Source organism: Mesorhizobium sp. LNHC232B00 (assembly GCF_000502435.1).
Taxonomy (GTDB): domain Bacteria; phylum Pseudomonadota; class Alphaproteobacteria; order Rhizobiales; family Rhizobiaceae; genus Mesorhizobium; species Mesorhizobium opportunistum.
Genome location: NZ_AYWP01000001.1, coordinates 175,786 through 200,237, shown reverse-complemented (window position 1 = coordinate 200,237; position 24,452 = coordinate 175,786). Strand labels below are relative to the sequence as shown.

Sequence of the window (24,452 nt, the reverse complement as noted above, 5' to 3'; positions counted from 1 at the left end):
CCCATGTACATCGCCATGAACCGCTTCAAGGTGCAGAACGGCTCGGAAGCCGATTTCGAAGCCGTATGGAAGAACCGCGATTCCAGCCTTGCCGAGATGAAAGGCTTCCGCGAATTCCATCTGCTGCGCGGCCCGGTCAACGAGACCGAAGGCTACACGCTGTTCGCCTCGCACACGGTGTGGGCGAGCCACGACGATTTCGTCGCCTGGACCAAGTCGGAGAACTTCCGTGCCGCGCACAGGAATGTCGGCACCACGAAAGTCCACTATCTCGGTCACCCGCAATTCGAGGGCTTTTCCGTCGTCGAGGGTGCCTGACGACGGAAACGTCGTGCAAGCCGCCTGAAAGGCTCGTCCTGCTACATAAGGGCGGCGAGGTGCCGTCGTTGCATTTTCGGCTGCGCGCCGGAAAGGCGTAGGTCTGGCGACCACGGCAGCAATTTTCAGGCTTGGCCAAACAAGCGCCGCAGATGCCTGACGGCACGCTTGCGCCACCATCGCCAACGGTTTCTTGGGCTCAGAAAGGGCGCTATGCGTGGATCGTCAAACAGCTTGCCAAATCGCCTTAAATGATGGGCAAGCACTTCTGACACGAAACCCTTGCCGTTTATCGCGTCGAGGCGTTCGGCATTAGCCACAACATAGTCGAGAACATCGGCGCCCAAAGCGATTTGCTTGACCTTGTTCGCCGGCAACAGCTGCACATGTCCGCCCTCATATGCGCCGTTGGTGGAGATATTGGCACCGTGCAGACGATAGAGGCCTAGAGATTCCGACAACAGCAGGCTGCCGGCCACCATATGCGCACAAGTCGCCGCCAGATAGTCTGTCCCCGTCCTCACCTTGAATGGGAAAGGCAGCACCGGTTCCAGCACGCCACGCCGGAAAACCATCGATGATGTCGGTGCCCATATCCAGCCGGGGGTTTTGGGGCCCAGATAGGTAATTGGATATTCCGATGAATAGGCGATCTCCGGCGCCACCTCACCGATCCGATTGACGGACGGCACGGCAACGCCAATCGGGTTCTCCCCGGAACGTGGCTTGCGCAGCCCAAGGTAGGTGCCGCTCAGGGCGACACGGTCGCGATCAACCAGAAAAGCATCGGAACTGGACAGAGATGCCGGATGCATCGTGTTCAGATGAGCCGACAGATGCGCGACGAGAAAATTCGGTAGCCAGACATCGTCAGCATCGAGGAAAGCCACGAACGGCTGATCGCCGGCGGCAAAACCGTCACGGAACGCTGCGATCTGGCCGCCATTTTGCGGCCGCACCAGTAGACGCAGGCGTGGGTCGCCAATCGTTTCGAGAAGCTGGCGCACATGTTCGGCCGAACCATCCGTCGAGGCATCGTCAACGATGACGCAATCCCATTTCTGATAGGTCTGCGCCAATACCGAGCGGATCGCATCCCCGACATAGGCGCGATAATTGTGACAAGTGATGATGACGCCTACTCGAGGAAGCTCGAATAGCACGGTCGTGCTTGGCATGCGTGGCTTGCCCCGATGGACGCCCAGGTTTTCGGGCTCTTGCCCTTTGCACCGGCCCGAAGCCGATGACAAGGGACCCGAAGCCGATGGCAAGGGAAAGCCTTCCTCCTAAGCCGCGGCGAGCAGGCTCGCATTGCCGCCCGCCGCCGTCGTGTCGACGCAGACGGCCCGCTCATGCGCATAGGCCGCCGGATTGAGCACCTCGCTGACCAGCGGTACGATCGGACCAGCCCTGTCGGCAATGACCTTGCGCACGATGCGCGCGGCTTCAGCCGTGCCCGAAAAAGCGACGACGTCGACGCGCAGCGAGCGCGCCTCGACTGGATCCGGCCGGCCGTCGATCGCGGCCAGCGGCAATCCCTTGCCGGTCAAAGCCGAGAGTGCGGCCGGTGCGCCCGGCGCCACGGCCAGGACCGCATTGCCGGCGGCAAGCGCCTGGATAGTCTGGGCAAGCAGCGTATCGGCGTCGGGACCGAGGCACAGCACGCGTCCGCGCGGCGACAGCGATAGCGTGTTGGCCTCGCCGGTCGGCCCGGGAAGGTCGACCTGGCCGAAGTCGATACCGGCAGCAGCTCCAATGGCTGCCGCGCCCTTGCCGCGCAGATGCTTCCTCAGGATGGCGATGCGATCAGGCCGCGTCGACCAGCCGCCGAGTGTCGGATCGGGCAGATTGTCAGCCAGTTCGGTCGCCGTCACCTTGTGGCCCTCGCCAACTTCGGTGCCGGCTTCCGGCCCCTTGCGGAAGCGCCGGAGATAGTGCGGTCCGCCGGCCTTCGGCCCGGTGCCCGACAGCCCCTCGCCGCCAAACGGCTGCGAGCCGACGACGGCGCCGATCTGGTTGCGGTTGACGTAGATGTTGCCGGCATGGATGCCGTCGACGAAATGCTGCACGCGGCCTTCGATACGGGTGTGCAGGCCGAAGGTCAGGCCATAGCCCTTGCGGTTGATGGCGGCGATCACCGCGTCGATCTCGTCGGCGTCGAAACTGGCGACATGCAGCACCGGGCCGAACACCTCGCGCTCCATGTCCTCGATGCCCTTGACCCGGAAGACATGCGGCGCGACGAAGCGCCCGTCTTTCGGCGCCTCGAGCTTGGCGATCAGGCGGCCCTGCAGGCCCATCGTGGTGCAATAATCGCGGATCGAAGCCTGCGCCTCGTCGTCGATGACCGGGCCGACATCGGTCGAGATCCGCCAGGGATCGCCGATGCTGAGTGCTTCCATGGCGCCCTTCAGCATCTCCAGCATCTTCTTCTCGACGTCCTTCTGCACATAGAGCACGCGCAGCGCCGAGCAGCGCTGGCCGGCACTCTGGAAGGCCGAGGCCAGGATGTCGCGCACCGCCTGCTCGGGCAGCGCGGTGGAATCGACGATCATGGCGTTGAGGCCGCCGGTCTCGGCGATCAGCATGGCGTCGGGCGCGGCGGTCTCGGCCAGCTGTTTCTCGATCAGCTTGGCGACCTCTGTCGAACCGGTGAAGCAGACACCGGCGATGCGTGGATCAGCGGTCAGCGGCCCGCCGACCGATGGGCCGTCGCCGGGCAGCAACTGGATCACGTCTTCCGGCACGCCGGCCTCGCGCAGCAGTTCGACGGCACGGAAGGCGATCAGCGGCGTCTGCTCGGCCGGCTTGGCGATCACCGAATTGCCGGTGACCAGCGCTGCCGCGATCTGGCCGGTGAAGATGGCAAGCGGGAAATTCCACGGCGAAATGCAGACGATGGCGCCACGCGCCTGCGTGCCCGGCTCGGCATTGGCCGCCTCGGCCGCGTAGTAACGCAGGAAGTCCACGGCCTCGCGCACTTCCGCCACGCCGTCGGCCAGCGATTTGCCGGCCTCGCGGGTGGCGAGCGCGAAAAACTCGACGGCATTCGCCTCATAGAGATCGGCGGCGCGGTTGAGGATGGCGGCACGCTCGGCCATGGGCCGTTTGGCCCAGGCCGGCTGCGCCTCGACCGCGATGCGCACGGCGGTCGCGACTTGCTTGGCGGCGGCCTCGTGAACCGTACCGACCACTTCGTCAGGCTTCGCCGGATTGACGATCGGACGCTGCTTGCCGTAGCCGGCGGCGCGCGTGATCGGCTTGGCATGCCAGCGGTCGGAACCGGCAAAGGCCGCCCTGGCCTTGTCGATCGCCGCCAGCGTCACGGTGTCGGTGATGTCGAATCCCCTGGAGTTGCGGCGGCCGGCCCCAAAAATCTGGGATGGCCGGGCAATCGCTGGATTGGCGGCAGGGCCCTGGCTCTCGACGGTTTCCAGCGGATCGCGCGCGATGTCCTCCGGCTCGACGTCCTCGTCGGTCAGCTGGTGCACGAAGGAGGAATTGGCGCCGTTCTCCAGCAGTCGACGAACCAGATAGGCAAGCAAATCCGAATGCGCGCCGACCGGCGCATAGATGCGGCAGCGCGTGCGTTCGGACCGGCGCACCGTCTCGTGCAGCGCCTCCCCCATGCCGTGCAGGCGCTGGAACTCGAAGGCGTCGCGGTTGTCGGCCATCGACAGGATGGCGGCGACGGTGTGGGCGTTGTGAGTGGCGAATTGCGGGTAGATCCGGTCCGTCATGCCAAGCAGCTTTTTTGCGCAGGCAATGTAGGAGACGTCGGTGTTGGCCTTGCGGGTGAAGACGGGATAGCCCGATAGTCCGAGCGTCTGCGCCCGCTTGATCTCGGTGTCCCAATAAGCGCCCTTGACCAGCCGCACCATGATGTTGCGGTCGTATTTCTTGGCCAGCGCGTAGAGCCAGTCGATGGCAAAGGCCGCGCGCGGCCCATAGGCCTGGACGACGACGCCAAAGCCGTTCCAGCCGGCGAGCTCCGGCTCGGCCAGCACCCGCTCGATGACGTCGAGCGACAGGTCGAGCCGGTCGGCCTCCTCGGCATCGATGTTGAGGCCCATGCGCGAATGCCGTGCGGCGAGCGCAAGAGACAGCAGCCGCTCGGCCATCACCGGCAGCATCTCTTCCTTCTGCGCCACCTCGTAGCGCGGATGCAGCGCCGACAGCTTGACCGAGATGCCATGGTTCTGCCGGATGTCGGGGCCGTTGGAACCGCTGTCGAGCGAGGAAATGGCGTCGGCATAGGCCTTGTGATAGCGCAGCGCGTCGGCCTCGGTGCGGGCCGCCTCGCCCAGCATGTCGAAGGAATAGAGATAGCCCTTCTGCGTCATCGGCCGGCCGCGCTTGACTGCCTCGGCGATGGTGCGGCCGAGCACGAATTGTTCGCCCATTTCGCGCATCGCGGCCGCAACCGCCTTGCGGATGACCGGCTCGCCCAGCCGCCGCACCATCGAGCGCAGCGTGCCTTCGATGCCACCCTCGCCCTCGTCGAGGACGCGGCCGGTCAGCATCAGCGCCCAGGTCGAGGCGTTGACGAAGATGGAGCTCGAACCGCCCGAATGCGACGACCAGTCGTGCGGCGCGATCTTGTCGGCGATGAGATCGTCCATCGTCTCGGTGTCCGGCACGCGCAGCAGCGCCTCGGCCAGGCACATCAGCGCCACGCCCTCCTTGGTGGAGAGGCCATAGGCGGAGAGAAAAACCTCCATCAGCCTCGGATCGGACGAGCCGCGCACAGCCCTGACCAGATCCGCGGCTCGCGCCGAAATCGCCTTGCGGTCTTTCGCGGAAAGTCCTGTCGTCTCCGCCAGCCGCTTCACGGCCTCGTCTTCGTCGGGCAGGTAGTTGGCGCGGATCTGCTGGCGGATGGTGTCGAGCGGCATGGCGGTCCTGCGGAGCGAGCATCGGGGAGCGGGCCGGCGGTCACCGGACCGAATGGCGCAAGCTAGCACAGGCGCGAAATTTCAGCCGGTCCAAAGAAATCGACATGGCAGGTCATTTGATCTATCATTGCGGTCAAGATCTAACAAACAGACTGCCTTTTCGATGACAGAAGACCAATTGGACCGCATTGACAGGAACATCCTGTCGGCACTGGCAAGCAATGGCCGGCTCTCCATGTCCGAACTGGCGGCAAAGGTCGGTCTGTCCAAAACGCCGGTGCAGGCACGGGTGAAGCGGCTGGAGAAGGACGGCTATATCAGGGGCTATCAGGCAATCGTCGACCGCGAGCGCATGGGTGAAGGCCATGTCGCCTTCGTCCAGGTGAAACTGTCCGACACCCGCTCCGCGGCCCTCGACGCCTTCAACCGGTCGGTGCAGGGCGTAGCCGAGATCGAGCAGTGCCACATGATGGCATCGAGCTTCGACTATCTGCTGAAGGTCCGCACGAAGGATATCGCCGCCTATCGCCGCGTGCTGGGCGAGCGCATCTCGGCACTCCCCCACGTCGCCCAGACGTCGACCTTCGTGGCGATGGAAACGGTGAAGGATCGATAGAGTTCAATGACCGATACGCGATTTCGACTTTTCAGGCTCGAAGCTGATGCGAAGCTTCGAGCCTGTCGCCTTGGCGAAACGCTGCAGGGTTCGGGTCGAAGGCATGTTTCGACCGCTCTCCAGGCGAGCAATCACTGCCTGCGTCGTTCCCATGGCGGTAGCGACCTCTTCCTGCGTCATGTCGGCCTCACCTCGGGCCTTGATCAGAGCTTCGGCGATCGCGAACTCCTCCTCTAACGCCTCGTATTCCGCAACGAATTCCGGATCTCTGAACCATTCCTTGGCGACATCCTCAACAGGGATTGTTTTCCGGCTCATAGAACCTCCTTTGCTCGTTTAAGAGCCAATTCGATCTCGCTTCGTGGTGTCTTCTGGGTCTTTTTAGCGAACACACGCACCACAATCACACGGCGTTCGGCCGCAGTCACATAGACCGCACGGCCGATGCCATCCCGGCCCTTCATGCGCATTCCCAAAGCTTGCCTTCCAGATGCTTTAAATAGGGCTCGTGGACTTTTTGCAGTCCATGCGCTCAATCAAACGCGATATCCGGAGAAAACTGGCCAAAATATCTTTCGGTTGGGCCTCAAGCTCCCGCCTCACCTCGATATTGAGAAATGCGACTGACCAACTCATCCCGCCCAGTATACCTTTTTTGCAATAATTTTCAATCGCCGATATTCTCGGCAACCTCACTCCGACAGCGTCTTCAGGAAAGCCACCAGCGCCGCGCGTTCACGGTCGGACAGCTGCTCCAGCGGGTGAATCTCGGATATCCCCTCGACGCTGGGCGCGGCCTTGGCATAGTGCGCCAACACTTCGTCGAGCGACGAGAATTGCCCGGCATGCATGTAGGGCGGTCGCGTTGCAGCGCCGCGCAGCGACGGCGTCTTGTAGGCGCGAATCAGTTGCGGCGCATCCTTGACCATGAAGCGCAGTTCGCCGCAGGCGCCGGCATCGCCGTCGCGATAGGCGCCGAAGCAATTGAACGGATCCGCCTCGACCTGTGTCACCGCGTCGACGCGGCCACGATCCGGCGGCAGGCCCGTCACGGGCGGCACGCCAGTGTTGTGAAAACTGTTGTCGGTGAAGCGCGGACCGTCGTGGCAGGTCACGCAATTGGCCTTGCCCATGAACAGTTTCAGCCCGAGGATTTCCTCCCGGGAAAAGACGGCATCGCCCTTCGGCTCTGCGCCGGTGGCAAGGTCCAGTGCAAAGCGATCGAAGCGCGTCTGTGCCGGCTCGATCGACCGCTCGAAGGCGGCGATCGCTTTGCCGATATTGGAAAAGACGCGGTTGATCGCGTCGCGCTGTGCGTCGTTCATTGCATTCCAGGCCGCCTTTTCGGCATCGGTGCCAAGCGGACTGGCATTCGCCGGAATGCCGGAAAAATCGGGCAAAGGCCCGAAGATGCGCTCATAGCGCTCGCCGAAGCGCGCCTTGATGTAATGGGCGTAGGCGGCGCGGTTTCCCGCTTGCTCCAGCGGGTTTTCAAGCGGTGTCAGCGCTTGCGCCCAAAGGCTGTCGCGGCGGCCGTCCCAGAAGAACCAGGGATCGCGCGCCACGCCGGCCAACGGCATGGTGCGCCGGTTGGTGCGGCCGACACCGACGGCTTGCGGCAGGTCGTCCTGGAACTGGCGGTCGATCTTGTGGCAGGTCGAGCAGGAGACCGTGCCGTCACGGCTCATGCCGAGATCGAAGAACAGCGTCGAGCCGAGCGCGGCTGCCGCCGGCACATCGGCAAACCGGTTCGTCGTGTCGGGCTTCAGTGGCGGCAATGTGTTCAGCGCCAGCGAAGCGATCTTCTTCTTCTCAGCGTCGGAAAAATCCGGCTTGCCGCAGCCCGCGAGGACGACGGCCACCATCAGCGCCAGAAAATAGAAAAGGCGCCTCATCGCTCGCTCACAGCACCACGTTGAACAGCACCGTGTCGGAACCGGCGGTGGCCGATATGGCGAAATGCAGCTGCCACCAGCCGCTCATGGTGAACTTGACCCCTTCGATCCGGTAGCGTCCGTCGCCGAGATAGTCGGTCGCTTGCGGGCTGGTCGGCAGGCCGTGATTGTGCAGCGGCATGCCTCCGGAGATCGCGATCGCGGCCCCTTCCACCGGAACGCCGGCTTTGGTCTTCAGGGTCAGCAGCCAGGATTCCAGCTCGCCCTGCCGCACGACGCCCCGCTCCGGCGAAAAACTCGCCGTGAACAGCCCGTTGTCGCTGTTTCTCGTGCGCGACACATCCGGGCCGGCGGGCAGCGCCGAGCGCGGCGCGGTCAGGTAGACGACCGCCAGGATGCTGACCAGCAAGGCAGCCAGACCAAGACCCGCTAACAGATAACGCCATAACGATGCCAAACCGGTTCCTCTTCTGCAGACAACGTTTGCCGGGCAGATCGCATCCCGTCGGCTGTGGGAAAACGCTGTGGCGCAAAAAAGCCTGCTTGCCAAGCATGGCGCTGCCGGTGGCAAAAAGCTACAGCACCGAAATCACTGGAGGATTCTGGATGGCTGGAAACGGTGTCGCCTCGATCGGCGAATGCATGCTCGAACTGTCGGGTCAGACGGGTCCAAACTGGCGCATGGGTTTTGCCGGCGACACATTCAACACGCTTTGGGCGCTGCATGCGCTGAGCGGCGACCGGCCGGCAACCTATGTCTCGGCATTCGGCGACGATCCCTTCTCGCAAGGACAGATCGGCTTCTTCGCCGAAAACGGCATCGGCATCGGCTCCAGCCCGGTCATACCCGGTGCACGGCCCGGCCTCTACGCGATCACGCTGACCGGCGCCGAGCGCTCCTTCACCTATTGGCGCAGCGACGCCGCTGCCCGGCAGCTTGCTTCGGATCCCAAAGCCCTTTCAAAAAACCTTGAAAATCAGTCCCTTGTGTACTTTTCCGGAATCACTTTGGCAATTCTGGACGATGCCGCGCGCGCCACATTGCTGGCGGCCATCGCCAAGGCGCGAGCGGCAGGCTCGCTGATCGCCTTCGACCCCAACTATCGGCCACGGCTCTGGCGCCATCGCGAGGACGCCCAGGCTGCGATCGTCGAAGCCCTTGCCGCTACCGACATCGCATTGCCGACCTTCCCCGACGAGCAGATGCTGTTCGGCGACGAAACCCCGCGAGCGACCGCGGACCGTCTCGGCAAGTTGGTCGGTGAGGTAGTCGTCAAGAACGGCGAAGCGCCGGCGCTGATTGCCGGTAAAGGGACACTGGACGACGTGCCGGCGATTCATGTCGCGGCCCCTGTCGACACGACCGGAGCCGGCGATTCCTTCAACGGCGGCTATCTTGCGGCGCGCCTTGCCGGCCATGAGCCGGTGGAAGCCGCGCGCCGCGGCCACCGCGTCGCCGCCGCCGTGGTGCAGGTGCGCGGCGCGCTGGCGCCATTCGGGACACTAAGAGCGGCCTTCGACGGCTGAGGTCTGCTGATCTTAGGGCAGTCTGAAACGATATTCCGTCACGTGGTGATAAATAGCGCCCGGCCACAGCGTCGCTTGCGGGAAATACGGCCGGTTCGGCGCATCCGGCCATATCTGCGGCTCGAGGCAGAAGCCGGAAAAGGCCTTGTAGTCCCGCCCTTCCAAACCCGTGCGCGGCGTCACATACTGGCCGGTATAGAGCTGGACGCCTGGTTCCGTGGTCCAGACTTCCATCTCGACGCCGGAACTCGCCCCTTGCGTCCATGATGCCTGCCGCAGCGGCCCGCGCGTCGCGCCGAGGCAGAAATTCTGGTCATAAGGCAGCTGTTCGCCCTCGGTCTCCATGCGCAGCGGCCGTGCCTGGCGGAAGTCGAAGGGCGTGCCGTCGACCGGCTTGACCACGCCGGTTGGAATCATATCGCTGTCGACAGGCAGATAGGCGCCGGCGTTCAGCATCATCCTGTGGTCGAGAACGTCGCCGGCACCGCCATCATCCAGGTTGAAGTAGGAATGCTGGGTGAGATTGCACAATGTCGGCTCCTCGCAGGTCGCCGTCAGCTCGACGCTGAGCGTGCCGGGGATCTTCAGCCGGTAGGTGCAGGTGACATCAAGCGCGCCGGGAAAGCCCATCGCGCCGTCGGGATCATGTAGCGTCAGCGTAACGAAGTCCCTGCCATGCAGCGAAACCGCCCACGAGCGGCGCGCATAACCTTGCGAGCCGCCATGCAGCGTGTGCTTGTCGAGGAAATTCTGCTCGGTCTGGTAGCGGTTGCCGCCAATGGTGAAGCGGCCGTCGCGGATGCGGTTGGCATAGCGGCCGACAACCGCGCCGAAAAAGGCGTTGTCGGCCTCATAGGCTTCCAGGGTGTTGTAGCCGAGCACCAGCGGTGCATCATGCCCGGTCAGCCGCAAATCCTGGATGACGGCGCCGAGTCCGATGATGTTGGCGGTGAGACCGCCACCCCTGATCGTAAAGCGGCGCACCGGCTCGCCCGCCTGCGTCGTACCGAAAACCTCGCCGTCTTTCATCGCCATGCCCGCAAATGCCAAATTGATCCAGAGGGCTTCGGCTGGTTTTCTTAAGCCCAGGTGGACAGGTCACCGACCCGCCCGTCTCAGAGCAGTCTATCAGAGGCCGAGACCGCCGATGCAGACATATTTGGTATCGAGGTAATCCTCGATGCCCTGATGCCCGCCTTCCTTGCCGAGGCCCGATTCCTTGACGCCGCCGAACGGCGCTTCCGGCGTGGTGATCAGGCCCTCATTGACGCCGACCATGCCGTATTTCAGCCCTTCCATGACCCGGAAGGCACGGCCGAGATCGCCGGTGTAGAAGTAGCAGGCAAGGCCGAATTCGGTGTCGTTGGCGAGCGCGACGGCCTCTTCCTCGGTCTCGAACTTGAACACGGGTGCTACCGGCCCGAATATCTCTTCCTTCATGAAGCGCATCTTGGGCGTGGCGTTGGCGATGACCGTCGGCTGGAAGAACGAGCCGCCCAGCGCATGGCGCTTGCCGCCGGCGACGACCTTGCCGCCCTTCGACGTGGCGTCGGCGATCAGTTCCTCGACCTTCTCGACCGCTTTCTCGTCGATCAGCGGTCCCTGCTGCACGCCCTCTTCGAGGCCGGAACCGACCTTAAGCCCGTTGCTGGCGGCGGCGAGCTTCTCGACGAACTTGTCGTAGACGCCGGCCTGAACCAGGAAGCGGTTGGTGCAGACGCAGGTCTGGCCGGAGTTGCGGTACTTGGCGGTGATCGCGCCGGCGACCGCACGCTCGATGTCGGCATCATCGAAGACGATGAACGGCGCGTTGCCGCCCAGTTCCATCGACACCTTCTTGACGGTCACCGATGACTTCTGGATGAGAAGCTTGCCGACCTCGGTCGAGCCGGTGAAGGTGATCTTCGACACCAGCGGGTTGGCGCAGATCTCGTCGCCGATCTCGCTGGCCGAACCGGTCAGGATGTTGACGACGCCCTTGGGGAAGCCGACTTCCTCGGCCAGCGCACCCCAGGCCAGACCCGAATACGGCGTCTGCGAGGCCGGCTTGACGACCGCGGTGCAGCCGGCGGCAAGGGCCGGGCCAAGCTTGCGGGCCAGCATCGAGGACGGGAAATTCCACGGCGTGATGGCGGCAATGACGCCGACCGGTTCCTTGGTCACCAAGATGCGGCGATCCGCCCACGGCGACGGCACGACGTCGCCATAGGTGCGGCGGCCTTCCTCGGCGAACCACAATATGTAGGCCGCGGCCGAACCGATCTCGCCCTTCGATTCGAACAGCGACTTGCCCTGCTCGATGGTGAGCAATTCGGCCAGCACATCCTGGTTGTCCATCATCGCGTCATGCAGCTTGCGCAGCAGCTTCGAGCGCTCGAGCGCGGTGGTCTTGCGCCAGCTCCTGAAAGCTTCGCTGGCGGCTTCGATGGCGCGGCGGGTCTCGGCCTTGCCCGACTTCGGCACGGTGCCGATCTTGAGGCCGGTGGCCGGGTTGTTGACGTCGACCGTCTGGCCGCTGTCGGCCTGCACCCAGTCGCCGTTGATGAGATTGGCCTGCCGCATGAAATGGCTGGTTTTCTGAAGCATGGTCTATCCTCCGTTCGGCGCACTGACGGGCCGGCCTGTGAATTCTTCGGTGAGCGGGCGCCACGCCTTTGGAAAAGCCGGCACGCCGGAGCCACTGCTCTTTACCTAGGGCAAGGCCCGCAAGCAATCGCAAGATGGCATATAGGGCTTGGGCCAGCGCGAGACGAGAGCTACCCGAAAACGTGCAAGACAACCGTCAGCCAGAAAGCCGTGGTGACAGCGGCGCAGGCCGTGGCGATGGTCATCTGGTTCGACGCCAGTGCCTGGCCGGTGTTGAACTGAACGGCGATGAGATAGGAATTGATGCCGGACGGCAAGGCGGCAACCACGACGGCGACCTTGGCCGTCAACGGCGGCAGCCCGAGCAACCAGACCAAAGCGAGCACCAACGCCGGCATCAGGAACAGCTTCAACACCGAAAGCGCCAGCGCCGGGCGGACATTGCCGGATATGCCGAAGCGGCGCAGGCTGAGCCCCATGGCAAACAGCGCTACCGGCCCTGCCGTGTCGGCCAGCGCATCGACCAGCCGCATGACGAGGTCGGGCAGCGGCACGCCGCTCAGCCGCCATGCCAGCCCCAGGAGAATGCCGATGATCAGCGGATTGATGAACAACCGCCGCAGGAAACTGCGCAGCACCCGCAGCGGATGCACATGCTCGCCACCGCCGCGGCCGAACATCTCGAACAGCACGATCGATGCCATCATCATCACGGGCAAATGAACGGAAACCAGCAGTGACAGCACTTCGAAGCCGCTCGGGCCGAATATGCCGAGAATGAAGGGCGCGCCAAGCAGCACCACATTGGAATAGGCTGATGACACGCCCCCGACGACGCCGGCGCGTGCATCGCGCCCGAAACCCCGTGTGGTGACGACATGGCCCGCCGCCCAGGTGATCGCCACGGCGGTGAAGTAGGCGCCCCACAGCGGCCATGGCGCCACGCCGTGGAAATCGGCGTTCACCATCGTCTGGAACAAAAGCAGCGGCATCGCCACCGAGACGGCGAAATCGGCTATCCCCTCGCCGCTCGCCGGTCTGAGATAGCCCGTGAGCCCGGCGAGATAGCCGAGCGCCACGAGGCTGAAGACAAAAAGCACGGTTTCGGTAAGCGGAGACATTTTTCAGGGATAGGCGAGCAAGGCCGGTGGCGCAATCGCGCCCAAATTTGATCATGGTCCGCTGGCAGCGTTATACAGGGTTTGGAGTATCAGGGCGGACGCGGGCGACAAATGGGCTTTGTCGATATCTCGAAGCGTAATCTTTTCCGGCAGACATGGCGGACGGCTTTCGTCGCCACGCTGTTCTGCCTTGCCGCGACCACGCTTGCACTTGCCGAGACCAAAAGCCTCAAGGGCGTGGCGCTGATTATCGGCCAGTCGCAATACGAGCACATCGCCGCCCTCCCCAATCCGGCCAACGACGCCCGCGACATGGCCAAGATGCTGACCGACCTCGGCTTCGACGCCCGCAATGTCAGCAATCGCGATGCCGCCAAGCTCAAACGCGACCTCGAACGTTTTACGGAAGATGCCGAGGGTGCCGACGTCGCCCTCATCTATTATTCCGGTCACGGCATCGAGGCCGGCGGCGAGAACTACCTGGTTCCGGTCGATGCGGACGTGTCGTCGCTCGCAGATGCCGACCAGGCGCTGGTGCCGATATCGGCGGTCATGGACGCGTTGAAAAAGACCGTGCCGGTGACGATCGTGCTGCTCGATGCCTGCCGCACCAACCCTTTCCCGGCCAACGCCATGGTCCGGCGGGCGCCGACCGCCTCCGCCGAGCCGATTGGCGGCGGACTGGAGCCGGTGCGTGGCGCCAAGGCGCTCGGCAACGCGCCGGCGGCCGACGCCAGCCTCGGCACGGTGGTCGGCTTCGCTGCCGAACCCGGCCGCCCGGCGCTGGATGGCGCTGCTGGCGAAAACAGCCCCTACGCGGCAGCGCTGCTGCGCCATCTCGCCGCGATGAAGGGCACCGAGTTCGGCTCGGTCATGCGCATGGTGACCGAGGAAGTCTATCTCGACACCAAGACGAGGCAGCGCCCTTGGGTCAATGAAAGCTTGCGCCGGCTGCTCTATTTCGGCGTGGCGCCGCCGGAACCGACCGGCGACGATGGGCTGATCACCGGCGAACGGCGGCAGCTGCTTTTGACCATATCCGACCTGCCCGACCCGAAGCGGGCGCAAGTGGAACTGGCTTCTCTGCAGGAAAATGTGCCGCTCGATGCGCTCTATGGTGTGTTGAGGGCGCTTGGCACGGAAAAGATCCCCGAGGATCCCACCGATCTGCAGAAAGTGCTCTACGCGCAGGCCGAGCGGCTGAAGAAGATGATGTCCGAGCGCACCGCGCTGCGCACCGACGATCCTGAGATCAAGCGCCTGGTCGCCTCCGCCGACAAGGCCATTGGCCAGGGCGCGATCGTGACGGCGCGCAAGTTCCTCGACGACGCGGTCGGCCGGGTCGAGCGGACCAGCGATGCGGTCGACGAGGCCGAGGATCTCGTCAAGCAGAAGCGCCTTGCCGACGCTGCGATCTATGCCAGGCGCGCCGATGCCTCGGCGCTGGTGTTCGACTACAAGTCCGCCGCCGGCGATTACGCCAAGGCGTTCTCGCTGGCGCAGAAATGGGACGACAAGCTGCGCTGGAACTACAAGAACCAGGAGGCGGAGGCGCTCAACGCCTATGGCTATGCCACCGGCGACCTCGATGCGCTGCAGCATTCCATCGAGGCCTTTCGCGTCATCCTGAACTTCATCCCCAATGGCGAACAAAATCGCGACTGGGCGATCACCCGCAACAATATGGCGGTGGTGCTGCAGACCATCGGCGAGCGCGAGACCGAGACCGCGCGCCTCGAAGAGGCAGCGCGGATCTTCCGCGATTCGCTTGTGGTGTTCGATCGCGTGAAGGACGATCTCAACTGGGCCGCCGCGCAGAACAATTTGGCCAATGTGCTGCTGAAGATCGGCGAGCGCGAAAGCGACCCGAAGCGGCTGAACGAAGCGGTTGCGGCGATGCGTGCCACACTGGAGAAGCGCCCGCGCGACAAGGTACCGCTCGACTGGGCCTCGTCGCAGAACAATCTCGGCCTCGCGCTCTATGCGCTCTCCGAGCGCGAACCCGCCGGCGAGCATCTCGGCCAGGCGGAAGCGGCCTATCGGCTGGCGCTTGAGGAATACACCCGCGAGAAAGCGCCGGTGGAATGGGCGATGGTCGAGAACAATCTCGGCAACACGCTTGTGACGCTTGGCATCCAGCTCAACGACAAGGCCAAGATCAACGAGGCGGCCGACGCCTTCCGCGCCGCGCTCGAAGTGCGAACCCGTGAAACCTTCCCCGTCTCGTGGGCCACCAGCCGTCTCAACCTCGGCAATGCGCTGAGCGGCGTCGCCCGCTTCGACATGGGAACCGGCACGCTCGAAGAGGCAGCGGAAGCTTATGACGATGCGCTGACGGTATTTACCCGGCAAAGGTTCCCGATGGACTGGGCGTCAGCCCAGAACAATCTCGGCTCGATCTATCAGACGCTTGGCCAGCGCACCCGCGACGCAGCCAAGCTCGAGCAGTCGGCAGCAGCGTTCCAGGCAGCCCGGCAGGTCTATGTCAGGCGGAAATTCCCGCTCGACTGGGCCATGAGCTACTACAATCTCGGCAACACGCTGCAGCTTCTTGGCGGCGTGACCGACAAGCCCGAGCATTACAGCCAGGCGGTCGACGCCTACCGCGATGCGTTGCGCGAGTACAAGCGCGAGACGAACCCTCGGCAGTGGGCGCTGACCCAGGCCGGCATCGGATCGACGCTGCACTGGCTGAGCATGAGCAATGCCGATCCCAAGACCTTGCAGGATTCGATCGCCGCACGGCGGGCCGCGCTTGAAATTCTCACCATGAAAACGGCACCCGTCGACTGGGCCAATGCCCAGAACGGCATCGGCATGAGCCTGCTCAACCTCGGGAACATCCAGCGCACCGGCAAATATCTCGACGATGCGGAAGCGGCCTTCACGGCGACGCTGAAAGTGTTCACCAGGGAAAGCCAGCCCATGCAATGGGCGTTCGAACAGAACAATCTCGGCGACATCCACTGGAACCGCGCCGGCTATGGCGGCGGCAAACCGGAATATCTCAAGGCGATCGAATTCTTCGAGAACGCCAAGCAGGGCTTTACCGAAGCCGGCTACACCATGCCTATCCCGCTTACCGACCAGAAGATCGACCTGGTGAAGAAGCAGATCGCCAAAAAGTGAGGCGACGGGGGCCACAGGTGCTTTGCTTGTCTTTGTGCCGGCTTTCCGATCCCTATATGCGAATGACCGGCGCGTGATGCCACGCCCCTGGAAGGTTGCGATGATTCGATTTGCCTTGGCGTTGTTTCTGCTCGTCATTCCTTTCACGGCCCACGCCACGGATGCCGGCTGGGCACTGCTGCGTGACGGCGGCCATGTCGTGCTGCTTCGCCATGCCATGGTCACCGGCACCACCGACCCCGCCAATTTCGACATCGACAGCTGCGCCACCCAGGTCAATCTCTCGGCGCGCGGCAAGCAACAGGCGAGCAAGATCGGCGCCTTGTTCGCCGCGCGCGCCGCTCCCATCGAGCGCGTGCTGTCCAGCCGCTATTGCCGCTGCCTCGACACCGCGCGCATCGCCTTCGAGGCCGAACCGGAACCCTTTGCGCCGCTCGACCTGCTGAAGGGCGGCGATGCGCAGAAGGCAGAGCAGGTCGCCGCGATCATGAAGGAAATCCGCGCCTATTCCGGCTCCGACAATCTGGTCATGGTCACCCACCTGGAAGACATCGTGGCGTTGACCGGCATCTCGCCGCGCGAAGGCGAGGCCGTGGTCGTCGAGCCGCAAGGCGACGGCCTGCGGGTGCTCGGCCGCGTCACGTTTTGAGACGGCGGCAGTGTTGCCGAAATACCACTACCCGAAGAAGCCGCGAATTCGCCGCGACAATGCCGCTTGCGACAACCCGTCGCAGGCTCTATAGCCGCGCTCCCGGTCACGAAAACCGAAGCGAGCACAACGGTTGGAGCTTTTGCCTCCGCCCGTGCAGGCGGCTTTGCCGCCCTGTATACGGCGCCGCTTCGGGGATTGGGATCGCGGATGTAGCTCAACTGGGAGAGCGCCGGATTTGGTCCGGAGGTTGTGGGTTCGAGTCCCGCTGTCTGCACCACGGATAGCTCAGTTGGGAGAGCATCAGACTCATAATCTGACTGTCGAAGGTTCGAGTCCTTCTCCATTGGCCTCAAAGCCAGCACCCTATCACGGTGTTATCTGAAAACGGTCCGGGGACTGGAATGCTGAAGATCTGACGGACGGCAGAAGCCTTCGGGCCGCAGCCGTATCGAAAGGTCCGATGCCATCGGCTCGCGGCCAGGCCCGCGGTGACGATCAAGGCGCAGCGTCGCCGGCAAGGGAGGCCAAGGCCTCCGGCGCCCGCTTCGTTGCCCCGCGATCCGCTCCCGAAGGCCCGCCGCGGATCGATGCCACCAGTCCCCGGATCATTCGTGCCCGGACCATGACGACGTGAAACGAGAAACGAAGGGAAGATCGACGCATGACGTGACGCCTCGCATGGGGCCATGCCCGACAGGAGTAAGACAATGACTGTTCTCGATAAGGTTCTTGGACGCCAGCGCGTCCTCGTGAAGGAAAATGAACGTGCCCTCACCCTCTACAAGGGTGAGATCAAGGCTGTCCTGCTGCCGGGCGAGCATTGGCTCGCCAACCGGGGTGGAAGCCTTGAAGTGTCGCGGCACGATCTGAAGAACCCGGAATTCGTTTCGGCGTACGAGAAGGCGTTGTTCGACAAGCTCCCGGATGTGGCCGCACGTCATTTCACCGTCATTCGCACCGGTCGCGCGGATGTCGCAATCATCGAGCGTGACGGCAACCTGCACGCCGTTCTGGCGCCGGATCGCAAGCTGGTGCTGTGGACGGATGCCGGTCCGTGGAAGGTGACGCTGGTCGACACCTCGGCCGATCTCGCCATCGATCCGGCGGTGATGCGCCGGCTCGGCCAGGCCCGGAAGGCGGAATTGATGTCCGTCCACCCGGTCCTCGACGGCCAGGCCGGGCTGCTGTTCATCGACGGTGTGCTGGTGCGCACGCTCGCCGCTGGCGTGCATGGCTTCTGGAATGTCGGACGCATGGTGCAGATCAAGGTCGTCGACCTCAAGCGCCAGTCGCTCGATGTCGCTGGGCAGGAAGTGCTGACCAAGGATCGCGTCACGATCCGCGTCAACATCGCCGCCGAATACCGGGTCGTCGATCCGGTCAAGGCAGTGAGCGCTGTGAAGGACTTCTCCGAGGCCCTCTACCGCGCCCTGCAGTACGCCTTCCGCAAGACGCTTGGCTCGCTCACCCTCGACCAGATCCTGGAAAAGAAGGTGACGATCGACGAGGAAGCGGCGGCCAAAGTCCGTGCCGATATGGCCGAGATCGGGGTCGAGGTCAGCGATATCGCGCTCAAGGATGTCATCCTGCCGGGCGAGATGCGCGAGATCCTGAACCAGGTGGTGTCGGCCGAAAAGCAGGCCGAGGCCAACGTCATCCGCCGTCGCGAGGAGACGAACGCCACGCGTTCCCTGCTCAACACGGCCAAGGTGATGGCGGAGAACCCGGTGATGCTGCGGCTGAAGGAGCTCGAGGCTCTGGAAACCATCGCCGGCAAGGTCGAGCGGCTGACCGTCCACAACGGGACGAGCGGGCTGCTCAACGACCTTGTGAAGCTCCGCGAAGATTGATGCATGTCGCCCAAAAGTGGGGCCGGTTTTGGGATAACGACATGCATCCAAACAAGGCTGACGCAACGTCAATGGGAAGGGCCGCAGGTTTGACCGGCGGCCCTTCTTGCCTTTCCTGGGCACGCTTCCCATCTGCGCCCGGCTTATCAGGCCTTTTCCTGCCGGGAAAAACCGATTAGACAGCGCCCAAACGAATGCGGACAGATTCCGCCCGCAAAGAAGGAAAAGCCCTTGTCCACCACGTTCGACAAAGTCGCCAAGATCATTGCCGACACCAGCGAGATCGATATCGACACCATCACGCCCGAGAGCCACACGATCGACGATCTCGGCATCGACAGCCTCGATTTCCTCGACATCGTCTTTGCCATCGACAAGGAATTCGGCATCAAGGTGCCGCTGGAAAAGTGGACCCAGGAAGTCAACGACGGCAAGGCATCGACCGACGACTACTTCGTCATGAAGAACCTGTGCGCCAAGATCGACGCGCTGGTTGCCGCCAAGACCGCCTGAGATCGGGCAAGCGCGCGGCCTTGACGGGCTGCGCCTCCTGACCCACAAAGCCGCTCATGAGCAGCCCCCACGACGTCGTCATCACTGGCATCGGCCTTGTCTCCTCGCTGGGAGAAGGCCCTGACGCACACTGGCAGAAGCTCTCGCAGCCAGGCCTGCAGCCGGTGCTCGAAGCCGCGCGCTTTGCGCCCTACACCGTCCATCCACTGCCCGAGATCGACTGGAACCTGCAGATCGCCAAGCGCGGCGACCAGCGGCAGATGGAAACCTGGCAGCGGCTCGGCACCTATGCCGCGGGACTTGCGCTGGATGACGCCGGCATCAAGGGCAATGACGAACTGTGCACGACCATGGACATGGTGGTGGCCGCCGGCGGCGGCGAGCGCGATGAGGCGGTCGATGCCGCCATTCTGGCCGCTTCGGAAAACCGCAACGACCGCGATGTGCTGCTCAACGAGAAGCTGACGACGGAATTGCGGCCGACTTTGTTCCTGGCCCAGCTCTCCAATCTGCTCGCCGGCAACATCTCCATCGTCCACAAGGTGACGGGCTCGTCGCGCACCTTCATGGGCGAGGAAGGTGCCGGCGTCTCGGCCGTCGAGACGGCGGCCGCGCGCATCCGCTCGGGCCAGTCGACGCATGTCCTGGTCGGCGGCGCCTTCCAGACCGAACATTCCGACATGCTGCTCGGCTATGAACTTGCCGGCTATCTGCATCGTGGCCCCTGGAAACCCGTCTGGCAAAGACAGGGCACCGAGGGCGGTGGCGTGGTGTCGGGCTCCGGCGGCGCCTTCCTGGTGCTGGAGCAGCGCGAGCACGCGGCAAGCCGTGGGCGCAAGATCTATGCCGAGCTCGGGCCGGTCGTCTCCGGCCGCGCGAGACGTTCGCGCGGGGAACTCGACGCCGAGATCGCAGCCCTGCTCAGCCGTGCGGCCTTGCCGAATGGCAAGTTGCTCGCAATGTCCGGCGCCTCTGGCGCGCATGCGGCGACCATCGCCGAGAAAGCGGCCCTCGATGCTGTCGAGGCAATCGCCGCGCGCGGCTTCTCGACACTGACCGGGCATATGAAGGAAGCGCAGTTTCCGTTTGCCGTGGCGCTGGCGGCACTGGCCGTCGACCGCAAGGCTGGCTACCCTGTCTTCGATGCCACAGCCGAGAAGCCGTTCGAAGGCATTCCCGCAAGCGTCCTTGCAACGGCGATCGGCTATCACCAATTCGAGGGCATGGCGCTGGTCAACGCCGCGTAACGCGGCTCCACGATCCATGCTGCAACGACAAGAGGATCCCGAATGGCCAATCTCAGAGATCACATGGGCAGGCCAATCGTCGCCGTCACCGGCATCGGCGTGGTGACCTCGCTGGGAGTCGGCAAATCAGACAATTGGGCAGCACTGACCTCGGGCAAGTCGGGCATCCATCCGATCACCCGCTTTCCCATCGATCAATTGAACACCCGCATCTCCGGCATGGTCGACTTCCTGCCGTCGAGTTCGAAAGGCGCGAGCCCTCTCACCTACGAGTTGGCCGAGCTTGCGGGTATCGAAGCCGTGGCCGAAGCCGGTCTTGATTCCAACGATTTCGGCGGACCGCTCTTCCTTGCCTCCCCGCCGGTCGAACTTGACTGGGCCGAGCGCTTTTCGCTCTACAATTCCGACAAGGACAAGGATGACACCGCCGCCGAAAGACTGCTCCGGGTGGCGCGCAGCTTGAAAGAGCTTGATATTTTCGAAACGACCCAGTTCGGCTCGATCGCCGACCGCCTTGCCGACCGCCTTGGCACGCGCGGTCTTCCGATCACGCTGTCGACGGCTTGCGCCTCGGGCGCCACCGCGATCCAACTCGGTGTCGAGGCGATCCGCCGTGGCGAATGCGACCGGGCGCTTTCGATCGGCGCCGACGGCTCGGCGACCGCCGAGGCACTGATCCGTTTCTCGTTGCTTTCGGCGTTATCTACGCACAACGACATTCCCGAAAAAGCATCGAAGCCTTTCTCCAGGGATCGCGACGGCTTCGTGCTGGCCGAGGGATCCGGAGCACTGGTGTTGGAATCGCTTGAGGCGGCTTTGGCTCGCGGCGCCACCATCCTTGGCATCCTGGGCGGTTGCGGCGAAAAGGCCGACGACTTCCACCGCACCCGCTCGAAGCCGGACGCTTCGCCGGCCATTGCCGCGGTTCGCGCCGCGCTGGCCGATGCCGGCCTGGGTGAAGACGAAATCGACTATGTCAACGCCCACGGGACGTCGACACCGGAGAACGACAAGATGGAACATCTGGCGCTGTCGACGGTGTTCGGCGAGCGCATAAGCTCCATGCCGGTCTCGTCGAACAAGTCGATGATCGGCCATACATTGTCGGCGGCCGGCGCTGTCGAGGCCGCTTTCTCGCTGATGACGATGCGCGAAAGCGTCATTCCGCCGACCATCAACTACGACAATCCGGACCCCGCGATCGTGCTCGACGTGGTGCCGAACAAGAAGCGCAATGCCGAGGTTCGCAGCGTTTTGTCGAACTCCTTCGGCTTCGGTGGCCAGAACACTTGCCTTGTCATGGCGCGGGAACCGGTCTAAGCGACCTTTTTCAGCCATACAGAACCGACAGGCCTCATGCGCGCACTGCAACTTATCGAGGACCGCCGTCTTGAAACGGTGGACCTGCCGCCCCCGCCGCCACCCGCACTCGGCGAAGTCACGCTGCGCATCAAGGCGGTGGCCCTGAACCATATCGACGTCTGGGGCTGGCGCGGCATGGCCTTCGCCAAGCGCAAGCTGCCGCTGGTCGTCGGCGCCGAAGCCTCCGGCGAGGTCGAGGCGGTCGGTCCCGGTGTTTCCAGCCTGCTGCCCGGACAGTTGGTGTCGATCTACGGGGCGCGCACCTGCGGCCTCTGCCGCGCCTGCCGCGAAGGTCGCGACAATCTCTGCGAGCATGTCTCGGGAGTCCACGGCTTCCACCTCGACGGCTTCGCGCAGGAGAAGATCAACCTGCCAGCGCGCCTGCTCGTCCCCGCTCCTCCCGGCGTGACCGATATCGGGGCCGCAGTGGCGCCCGTGACCTTCGGCACCGTCGAGCACATGCTGTTCGACAACGCCAGGCTTCAGCCCGGCGAGACGATCCTGGTCCATGCCGGCGGATCCGGCATCGGCTCGGCGGCGATCCAACTGGCTAAGCGCATGGGCTGCACAATCATCACCACGGTCGGCTCCAACGACAAGATCGACAAGGCCAAGGCGCTCGGCGCCGACCATGTCATCAACTACCGTGACGACCGTTTCGAAGGCGTCGTGCGCAAGCTGACCAAGAAGAAGGGCGTCGACGTCGTCTTCGAACATGTCGGCGCCGACACTTTCGCCGGCTCGATGCTGTGCCTGAAGCGCGGTGGCCGCTTGGTGACCTGCGGCTCGACGTCGGGCGTGTCGACACAGATCAATTTGATGCAGCTGTTCCAGCAGCAGCTGAAACTGCTGGGATCCTTCGGCTGCCGCATGGAAAACATGGCCAACGCCATGCAGAAGATGGCGGCGGGCCAGGTCTCGCCGGTCATCGACACCGAGGTCGGCTTCGATGACATCGATGCGGCGCTGAAGCGCATGGAAGGCCGCGACGTCTTCGGCAAGATCATCCTGCGCGTCGTCTAGAGCCTTGATTTCGGTGCTCAAGAAGTTTCGCCGCGATCTCAGGTTTCGCTACGGCAGACAGCTGCGCCAGGTGAACTACTGGCTGGTTGCGCGCGCCGCGATGATCATCATCTCGATACTGCGCCTGCTGCCGGTCGACGCCGCGCTGAATTTCGCCGACCGCGTCGCGCGCCGTATCGGCCCCTGGGTCGGGCGTCATCAGGTCGCCATCGACAATCTGCACAAGGCCTATCCGCAAAAGAGCGACAGCGAGATCCAGGCCATCGCGTCGGATATGTGGGGCAACATGGCGCGGCTGGCCGCCGAATACATCTTTCTCGACGCCCTGTTCGACTACGACCCCGCCTCCAGCAACCCCGGCCGCGTCGAGGTCAAGGGAACGGAGCACTTCGTCGAGATAGCCGCCGAAAAGCAGCCGCATATCGTCTTCACCGGCCATCTCGGCAATTTCGAACTGCTGCCGGTGGCCGCCGCGACCTTCGGCATGAACATCACGGCGCTGTTTCGCCCGCCCAACAACCCCTACCTTGCCGACTACATCCTCTCGACGCGCCGCTCGACCATGGGTTCCCTGCTGCCATCGATGGCCGGCGCCTCGTTCGCATTGGCGGGCATCCTGGAGAACGGCGGTAATATCGGCGTCCTTGTCGACCAGAAATTCTCCAACGGCCTGGAGACGACCTTCTTCGGCCGTCCCTGCCAGAGCAACCGCGTGCTGGGCACGCTCGCCCGCCACTACGACTGCGATGTCTATCCGGCGCGCTGCGTCAGGCTGCCAGGCAACCGCTTTCGGCTCGAGATCGAGGAGAAGCTGGTCCTGCCGCGTACCGCCGACGGCAGCGTCGACGTTCACGCCACCACCCAGATGCTGAATGACGTGGTCGAGCGCTGGGTGCGCGAGGATCCCGGCCAGTGGATGTGGTTCCACAAAAGATGGGAGATCAGCAACTGGCGTCGCAAACAGCGCCCGAAGCCGACTCCAGTCGCAAACACCTAATGCATGTCGCCCAAACTGATCTGGTTTTGGGAGAACGAGATGCATAAGCAAAGACTTAAAGCGCGTCGCATGAATCTGTTTCGTCGCGACGCGCTTTAAGCAAGGCCTATGGCAAGAACACGCGTTTTACGCCAGCCGATCAGGTACCGGCGAAATCAGGCGCTCAGTTGGAGACGACAATGCGCGTGTTGCCGAATCCCACTTCCCGCACCATCGAATAGAAGGCCGCGGCATTGGCCGTGTGCAGCCGCACGCAGCCATGCGAAGCCGGGCGGCCGAGCTGCCTGACGGCACCGGTTCCGTGGATGGCATAGCCGCCATGAAAGAACACGGAATACGGCATCGGCGACATATGGTATTTGCGCGAATACCACATCCGGGCCGTGCGTTGCGGCCGATAGTTGCCACGCGGCGTGAAATAGCCGGTGCGCGCGGTCGACACGCTCCACCTGTAAACCGACAGCCCATACCGGACCGTCATCGTCTGCGAAGATACGTCTATGTTCGCCTCGAGGCTGGCTGCCCAGCCCTGCCCCGAAGCGCCGAACAGCATCGCGACAAATACGGCCGCCATGAGAATTGTCTTTTTCATGCGATCAAACCCCTTTGATTGCCCCTTGCTTGCCTGCCTGCCATCACGATGTTTTTCATCTTTTTAATGGCAAGTGAATGAAGTAACACACACTCGTTGACCAATTGGCCAATCCAAAGCAGAGAATTT

21 protein-coding genes and 2 tRNA genes are annotated in these 24,452 nt (G+C 63.6%); 13 read left to right on the top strand and 10 right to left on the bottom strand.

Features of this window, described 5'->3' with window-relative positions:
* The first annotated feature begins 3 nt into the window (after positions 1-3).
* Positions 4-318: an antibiotic biosynthesis monooxygenase gene (locus tag X743_RS167585; RefSeq protein ID WP_023763446.1), complete on the top strand. Its 315-nt coding sequence runs from the start codon at positions 4-6 to the stop codon at positions 316-318.
* A gap of 125 nt (positions 319-443) precedes the next feature.
* Here X743_RS167585 and X743_RS167590 read toward each other — a convergent pair whose 3' ends face one another.
* Both X743_RS167590 and putA read right to left on the bottom strand, forming a co-directional pair.
* Positions 444-1,496, bottom strand: a complete 1,053-nt coding sequence (locus X743_RS167590) for a glycosyltransferase family 2 protein (RefSeq protein ID WP_031250597.1) — start codon at positions 1,494-1,496, stop codon at positions 444-446.
* Positions 1,497-1,604: 108 nt separating this feature from the next.
* A complete protein-coding gene (gene putA, locus X743_RS167595) occupies positions 1,605-5,213 on the bottom strand; it encodes a bifunctional proline dehydrogenase/L-glutamate gamma-semialdehyde dehydrogenase PutA (protein WP_023763444.1) in 3,609 nt (1,202 codons plus the stop codon).
* Between the two features lie 163 nt (positions 5,214-5,376).
* On the opposite strand from putA, the gene X743_RS167600 reads away from it, so the two are divergent.
* A complete protein-coding gene (locus tag X743_RS167600; RefSeq protein WP_023763443.1) occupies positions 5,377-5,829 on the top strand; it encodes a winged helix-turn-helix transcriptional regulator in 453 nt (150 codons plus the stop codon).
* Positions 5,830-5,832: 3 nt separating this feature from the next.
* Here the strand turns inward: X743_RS167600 and X743_RS167605 are convergent, their stop codons facing one another.
* The 4 genes from X743_RS167605 to X743_RS167615 form a co-directional block, all read right to left on the bottom strand.
* A complete protein-coding gene (locus X743_RS167605) occupies positions 5,833-6,147 on the bottom strand; it encodes a helix-turn-helix transcriptional regulator (protein WP_023763442.1) in 315 nt (104 codons plus the stop codon).
* Positions 6,144-6,293 (bottom strand): type II toxin-antitoxin system RelE/ParE family toxin, encoded by a 150-nt coding sequence (locus X743_RS1000000173180; RefSeq protein ID WP_245264139.1) that lies wholly within the window; start codon positions 6,291-6,293, stop codon positions 6,144-6,146. The genes X743_RS167605 and X743_RS1000000173180 overlap by 4 nt, the downstream gene beginning before the upstream one ends.
* Before the next feature lie 228 nt (positions 6,294-6,521).
* Positions 6,522-7,724, bottom strand: coding sequence for a cytochrome c peroxidase (locus X743_RS167610; RefSeq protein ID WP_023763441.1), 1,203 nt, complete (start codon positions 7,722-7,724; stop codon positions 6,522-6,524).
* 7 nt (positions 7,725-7,731) lie between these two features.
* Entirely contained in the window at positions 7,732-8,181 is a 450-nt protein-coding gene (locus X743_RS167615; protein ID WP_023763440.1) for a FixH family protein, read from the bottom strand.
* Between the two features lie 149 nt (positions 8,182-8,330).
* Between X743_RS167615 and X743_RS167620 the strand changes: the two genes are divergently transcribed.
* Positions 8,331-9,251: a sugar kinase gene (locus tag X743_RS167620; RefSeq protein ID WP_023763439.1), complete on the top strand. Its 921-nt coding sequence runs from the start codon at positions 8,331-8,333 to the stop codon at positions 9,249-9,251.
* 12 nt (positions 9,252-9,263) lie between these two features.
* Here X743_RS167620 and X743_RS167625 read toward each other — a convergent pair whose 3' ends face one another.
* The 3 genes from X743_RS167625 to X743_RS167635 all read right to left on the bottom strand — a co-directional run bounded on the left by X743_RS167625 (position 9,264) and on the right by X743_RS167635 (position 12,958).
* A complete protein-coding gene (locus X743_RS167625; protein ID WP_023763438.1) occupies positions 9,264-10,286 on the bottom strand; it encodes an aldose epimerase family protein in 1,023 nt (340 codons plus the stop codon).
* Between the two features lie 93 nt (positions 10,287-10,379).
* Positions 10,380-11,837: an NAD-dependent succinate-semialdehyde dehydrogenase gene (locus X743_RS167630; RefSeq protein ID WP_013895029.1), complete on the bottom strand. Its 1,458-nt coding sequence runs from the start codon at positions 11,835-11,837 to the stop codon at positions 10,380-10,382.
* Between the two features lie 170 nt (positions 11,838-12,007).
* Complete coding sequence (locus tag X743_RS167635) at positions 12,008-12,958, bottom strand: AEC family transporter (RefSeq protein ID WP_023763436.1); 951 nt, start codon at positions 12,956-12,958, stop codon at positions 12,008-12,010.
* A 111-nt stretch (positions 12,959-13,069) separates the two neighbouring features.
* Between X743_RS167635 and X743_RS167640 the strand changes: the two genes are divergently transcribed.
* The 10 genes from X743_RS167640 to X743_RS167685 all read left to right on the top strand — a co-directional run bounded on the left by X743_RS167640 (position 13,070) and on the right by X743_RS167685 (position 23,731).
* Positions 13,070-16,087, top strand: a complete 3,018-nt coding sequence (locus tag X743_RS167640) for a caspase family protein (protein WP_023763435.1) — start codon at positions 13,070-13,072, stop codon at positions 16,085-16,087.
* A gap of 100 nt (positions 16,088-16,187) precedes the next feature.
* The gene (locus X743_RS167645) at positions 16,188-16,736 is read left to right on the top strand and encodes a histidine phosphatase family protein (protein WP_023763434.1); all 549 of its coding nucleotides are present in this window, start codon (positions 16,188-16,190) and stop codon (positions 16,734-16,736) included.
* Positions 16,737-16,942: 206 nt separating this feature from the next.
* Positions 16,943-17,016, top strand: a tRNA-Gln gene (locus X743_RS167650).
* A gap of 2 nt (positions 17,017-17,018) precedes the next feature.
* Positions 17,019-17,086: transfer RNA gene (locus X743_RS167655), tRNA-Met, on the top strand.
* 360 nt (positions 17,087-17,446) lie between these two features.
* Positions 17,447-18,589 carry a slipin family protein gene (locus tag X743_RS167660; protein ID WP_023763433.1) on the top strand — a complete coding sequence of 381 codons (1,143 nt, stop codon included), beginning with the start codon at positions 17,447-17,449 and terminating at the stop codon, positions 18,587-18,589.
* A 231-nt stretch (positions 18,590-18,820) separates the two neighbouring features.
* The gene (locus X743_RS167665) at positions 18,821-19,102 is read left to right on the top strand and encodes an acyl carrier protein (protein ID WP_010909964.1); all 282 of its coding nucleotides are present in this window, start codon (positions 18,821-18,823) and stop codon (positions 19,100-19,102) included.
* A 56-nt stretch (positions 19,103-19,158) separates the two neighbouring features.
* Entirely contained in the window at positions 19,159-20,349 is a 1,191-nt protein-coding gene (locus X743_RS167670) for a beta-ketoacyl-ACP synthase (protein ID WP_023763432.1), read from the top strand.
* A gap of 42 nt (positions 20,350-20,391) precedes the next feature.
* Positions 20,392-21,669: a beta-ketoacyl-ACP synthase gene (locus X743_RS167675; protein ID WP_013895023.1), complete on the top strand. Its 1,278-nt coding sequence runs from the start codon at positions 20,392-20,394 to the stop codon at positions 21,667-21,669.
* Positions 21,670-21,705: 36 nt separating this feature from the next.
* The gene (locus tag X743_RS167680) at positions 21,706-22,734 is read left to right on the top strand and encodes a zinc-binding dehydrogenase (protein WP_013895022.1); all 1,029 of its coding nucleotides are present in this window, start codon (positions 21,706-21,708) and stop codon (positions 22,732-22,734) included.
* 13 nt (positions 22,735-22,747) lie between these two features.
* Positions 22,748-23,731, top strand: coding sequence for a lipid A biosynthesis lauroyl acyltransferase (locus X743_RS167685; RefSeq protein WP_023763431.1), 984 nt, complete (start codon positions 22,748-22,750; stop codon positions 23,729-23,731).
* A 163-nt stretch (positions 23,732-23,894) separates the two neighbouring features.
* Here the strand turns inward: X743_RS167685 and X743_RS167690 are convergent, their stop codons facing one another.
* Positions 23,895-24,323 (bottom strand): L,D-transpeptidase, encoded by a 429-nt coding sequence (locus X743_RS167690; RefSeq protein WP_023763430.1) that lies wholly within the window; start codon positions 24,321-24,323, stop codon positions 23,895-23,897.
* Positions 24,324-24,452 lie beyond the last annotated feature (129 nt).

Coding starts and splice junctions, on each gene's coding strand:
- X743_RS167585 (WP_023763446.1), top strand. CDS start 4: ATGTACATCGCCATGAACCGCTTCAAGGTGCAGAACGGCTCGGAAGCC.
- X743_RS167590 (WP_031250597.1), bottom strand. CDS start 1,496: ATGCCAAGCACGACCGTGCTATTCGAGCTTCCTCGAGTAGGCGTCATC.
- putA (WP_023763444.1), bottom strand. CDS start 5,213: ATGCCGCTCGACACCATCCGCCAGCAGATCCGCGCCAACTACCTGCCC.
- X743_RS167600 (WP_023763443.1), top strand. CDS start 5,377: ATGACAGAAGACCAATTGGACCGCATTGACAGGAACATCCTGTCGGCA.
- X743_RS167605 (WP_023763442.1), bottom strand. CDS start 6,147: ATGAGCCGGAAAACAATCCCTGTTGAGGATGTCGCCAAGGAATGGTTC.
- X743_RS1000000173180 (WP_245264139.1), bottom strand. CDS start 6,293: ATGAAGGGCCGGGATGGCATCGGCCGTGCGGTCTATGTGACTGCGGCC.
- X743_RS167610 (WP_023763441.1), bottom strand. CDS start 7,724: ATGAGGCGCCTTTTCTATTTTCTGGCGCTGATGGTGGCCGTCGTCCTC.
- X743_RS167620 (WP_023763439.1), top strand. CDS start 8,331: ATGGCTGGAAACGGTGTCGCCTCGATCGGCGAATGCATGCTCGAACTG.
- X743_RS167625 (WP_023763438.1), bottom strand. CDS start 10,286: ATGGCGATGAAAGACGGCGAGGTTTTCGGTACGACGCAGGCGGGCGAG.
- X743_RS167630 (WP_013895029.1), bottom strand. CDS start 11,837: ATGCTTCAGAAAACCAGCCATTTCATGCGGCAGGCCAATCTCATCAAC.
- X743_RS167635 (WP_023763436.1), bottom strand. CDS start 12,958: ATGTCTCCGCTTACCGAAACCGTGCTTTTTGTCTTCAGCCTCGTGGCG.
- X743_RS167640 (WP_023763435.1), top strand. CDS start 13,070: ATGGGCTTTGTCGATATCTCGAAGCGTAATCTTTTCCGGCAGACATGG.
- X743_RS167645 (WP_023763434.1), top strand. CDS start 16,188: ATGATTCGATTTGCCTTGGCGTTGTTTCTGCTCGTCATTCCTTTCACG.
- X743_RS167660 (WP_023763433.1), top strand. CDS start 17,447: ATGACTGTTCTCGATAAGGTTCTTGGACGCCAGCGCGTCCTCGTGAAG.
- X743_RS167670 (WP_023763432.1), top strand. CDS start 19,159: ATGAGCAGCCCCCACGACGTCGTCATCACTGGCATCGGCCTTGTCTCC.
- X743_RS167675 (WP_013895023.1), top strand. CDS start 20,392: ATGGCCAATCTCAGAGATCACATGGGCAGGCCAATCGTCGCCGTCACC.
- X743_RS167680 (WP_013895022.1), top strand. CDS start 21,706: ATGCGCGCACTGCAACTTATCGAGGACCGCCGTCTTGAAACGGTGGAC.
- X743_RS167690 (WP_023763430.1), bottom strand. CDS start 24,323: ATGAAAAAGACAATTCTCATGGCGGCCGTATTTGTCGCGATGCTGTTC.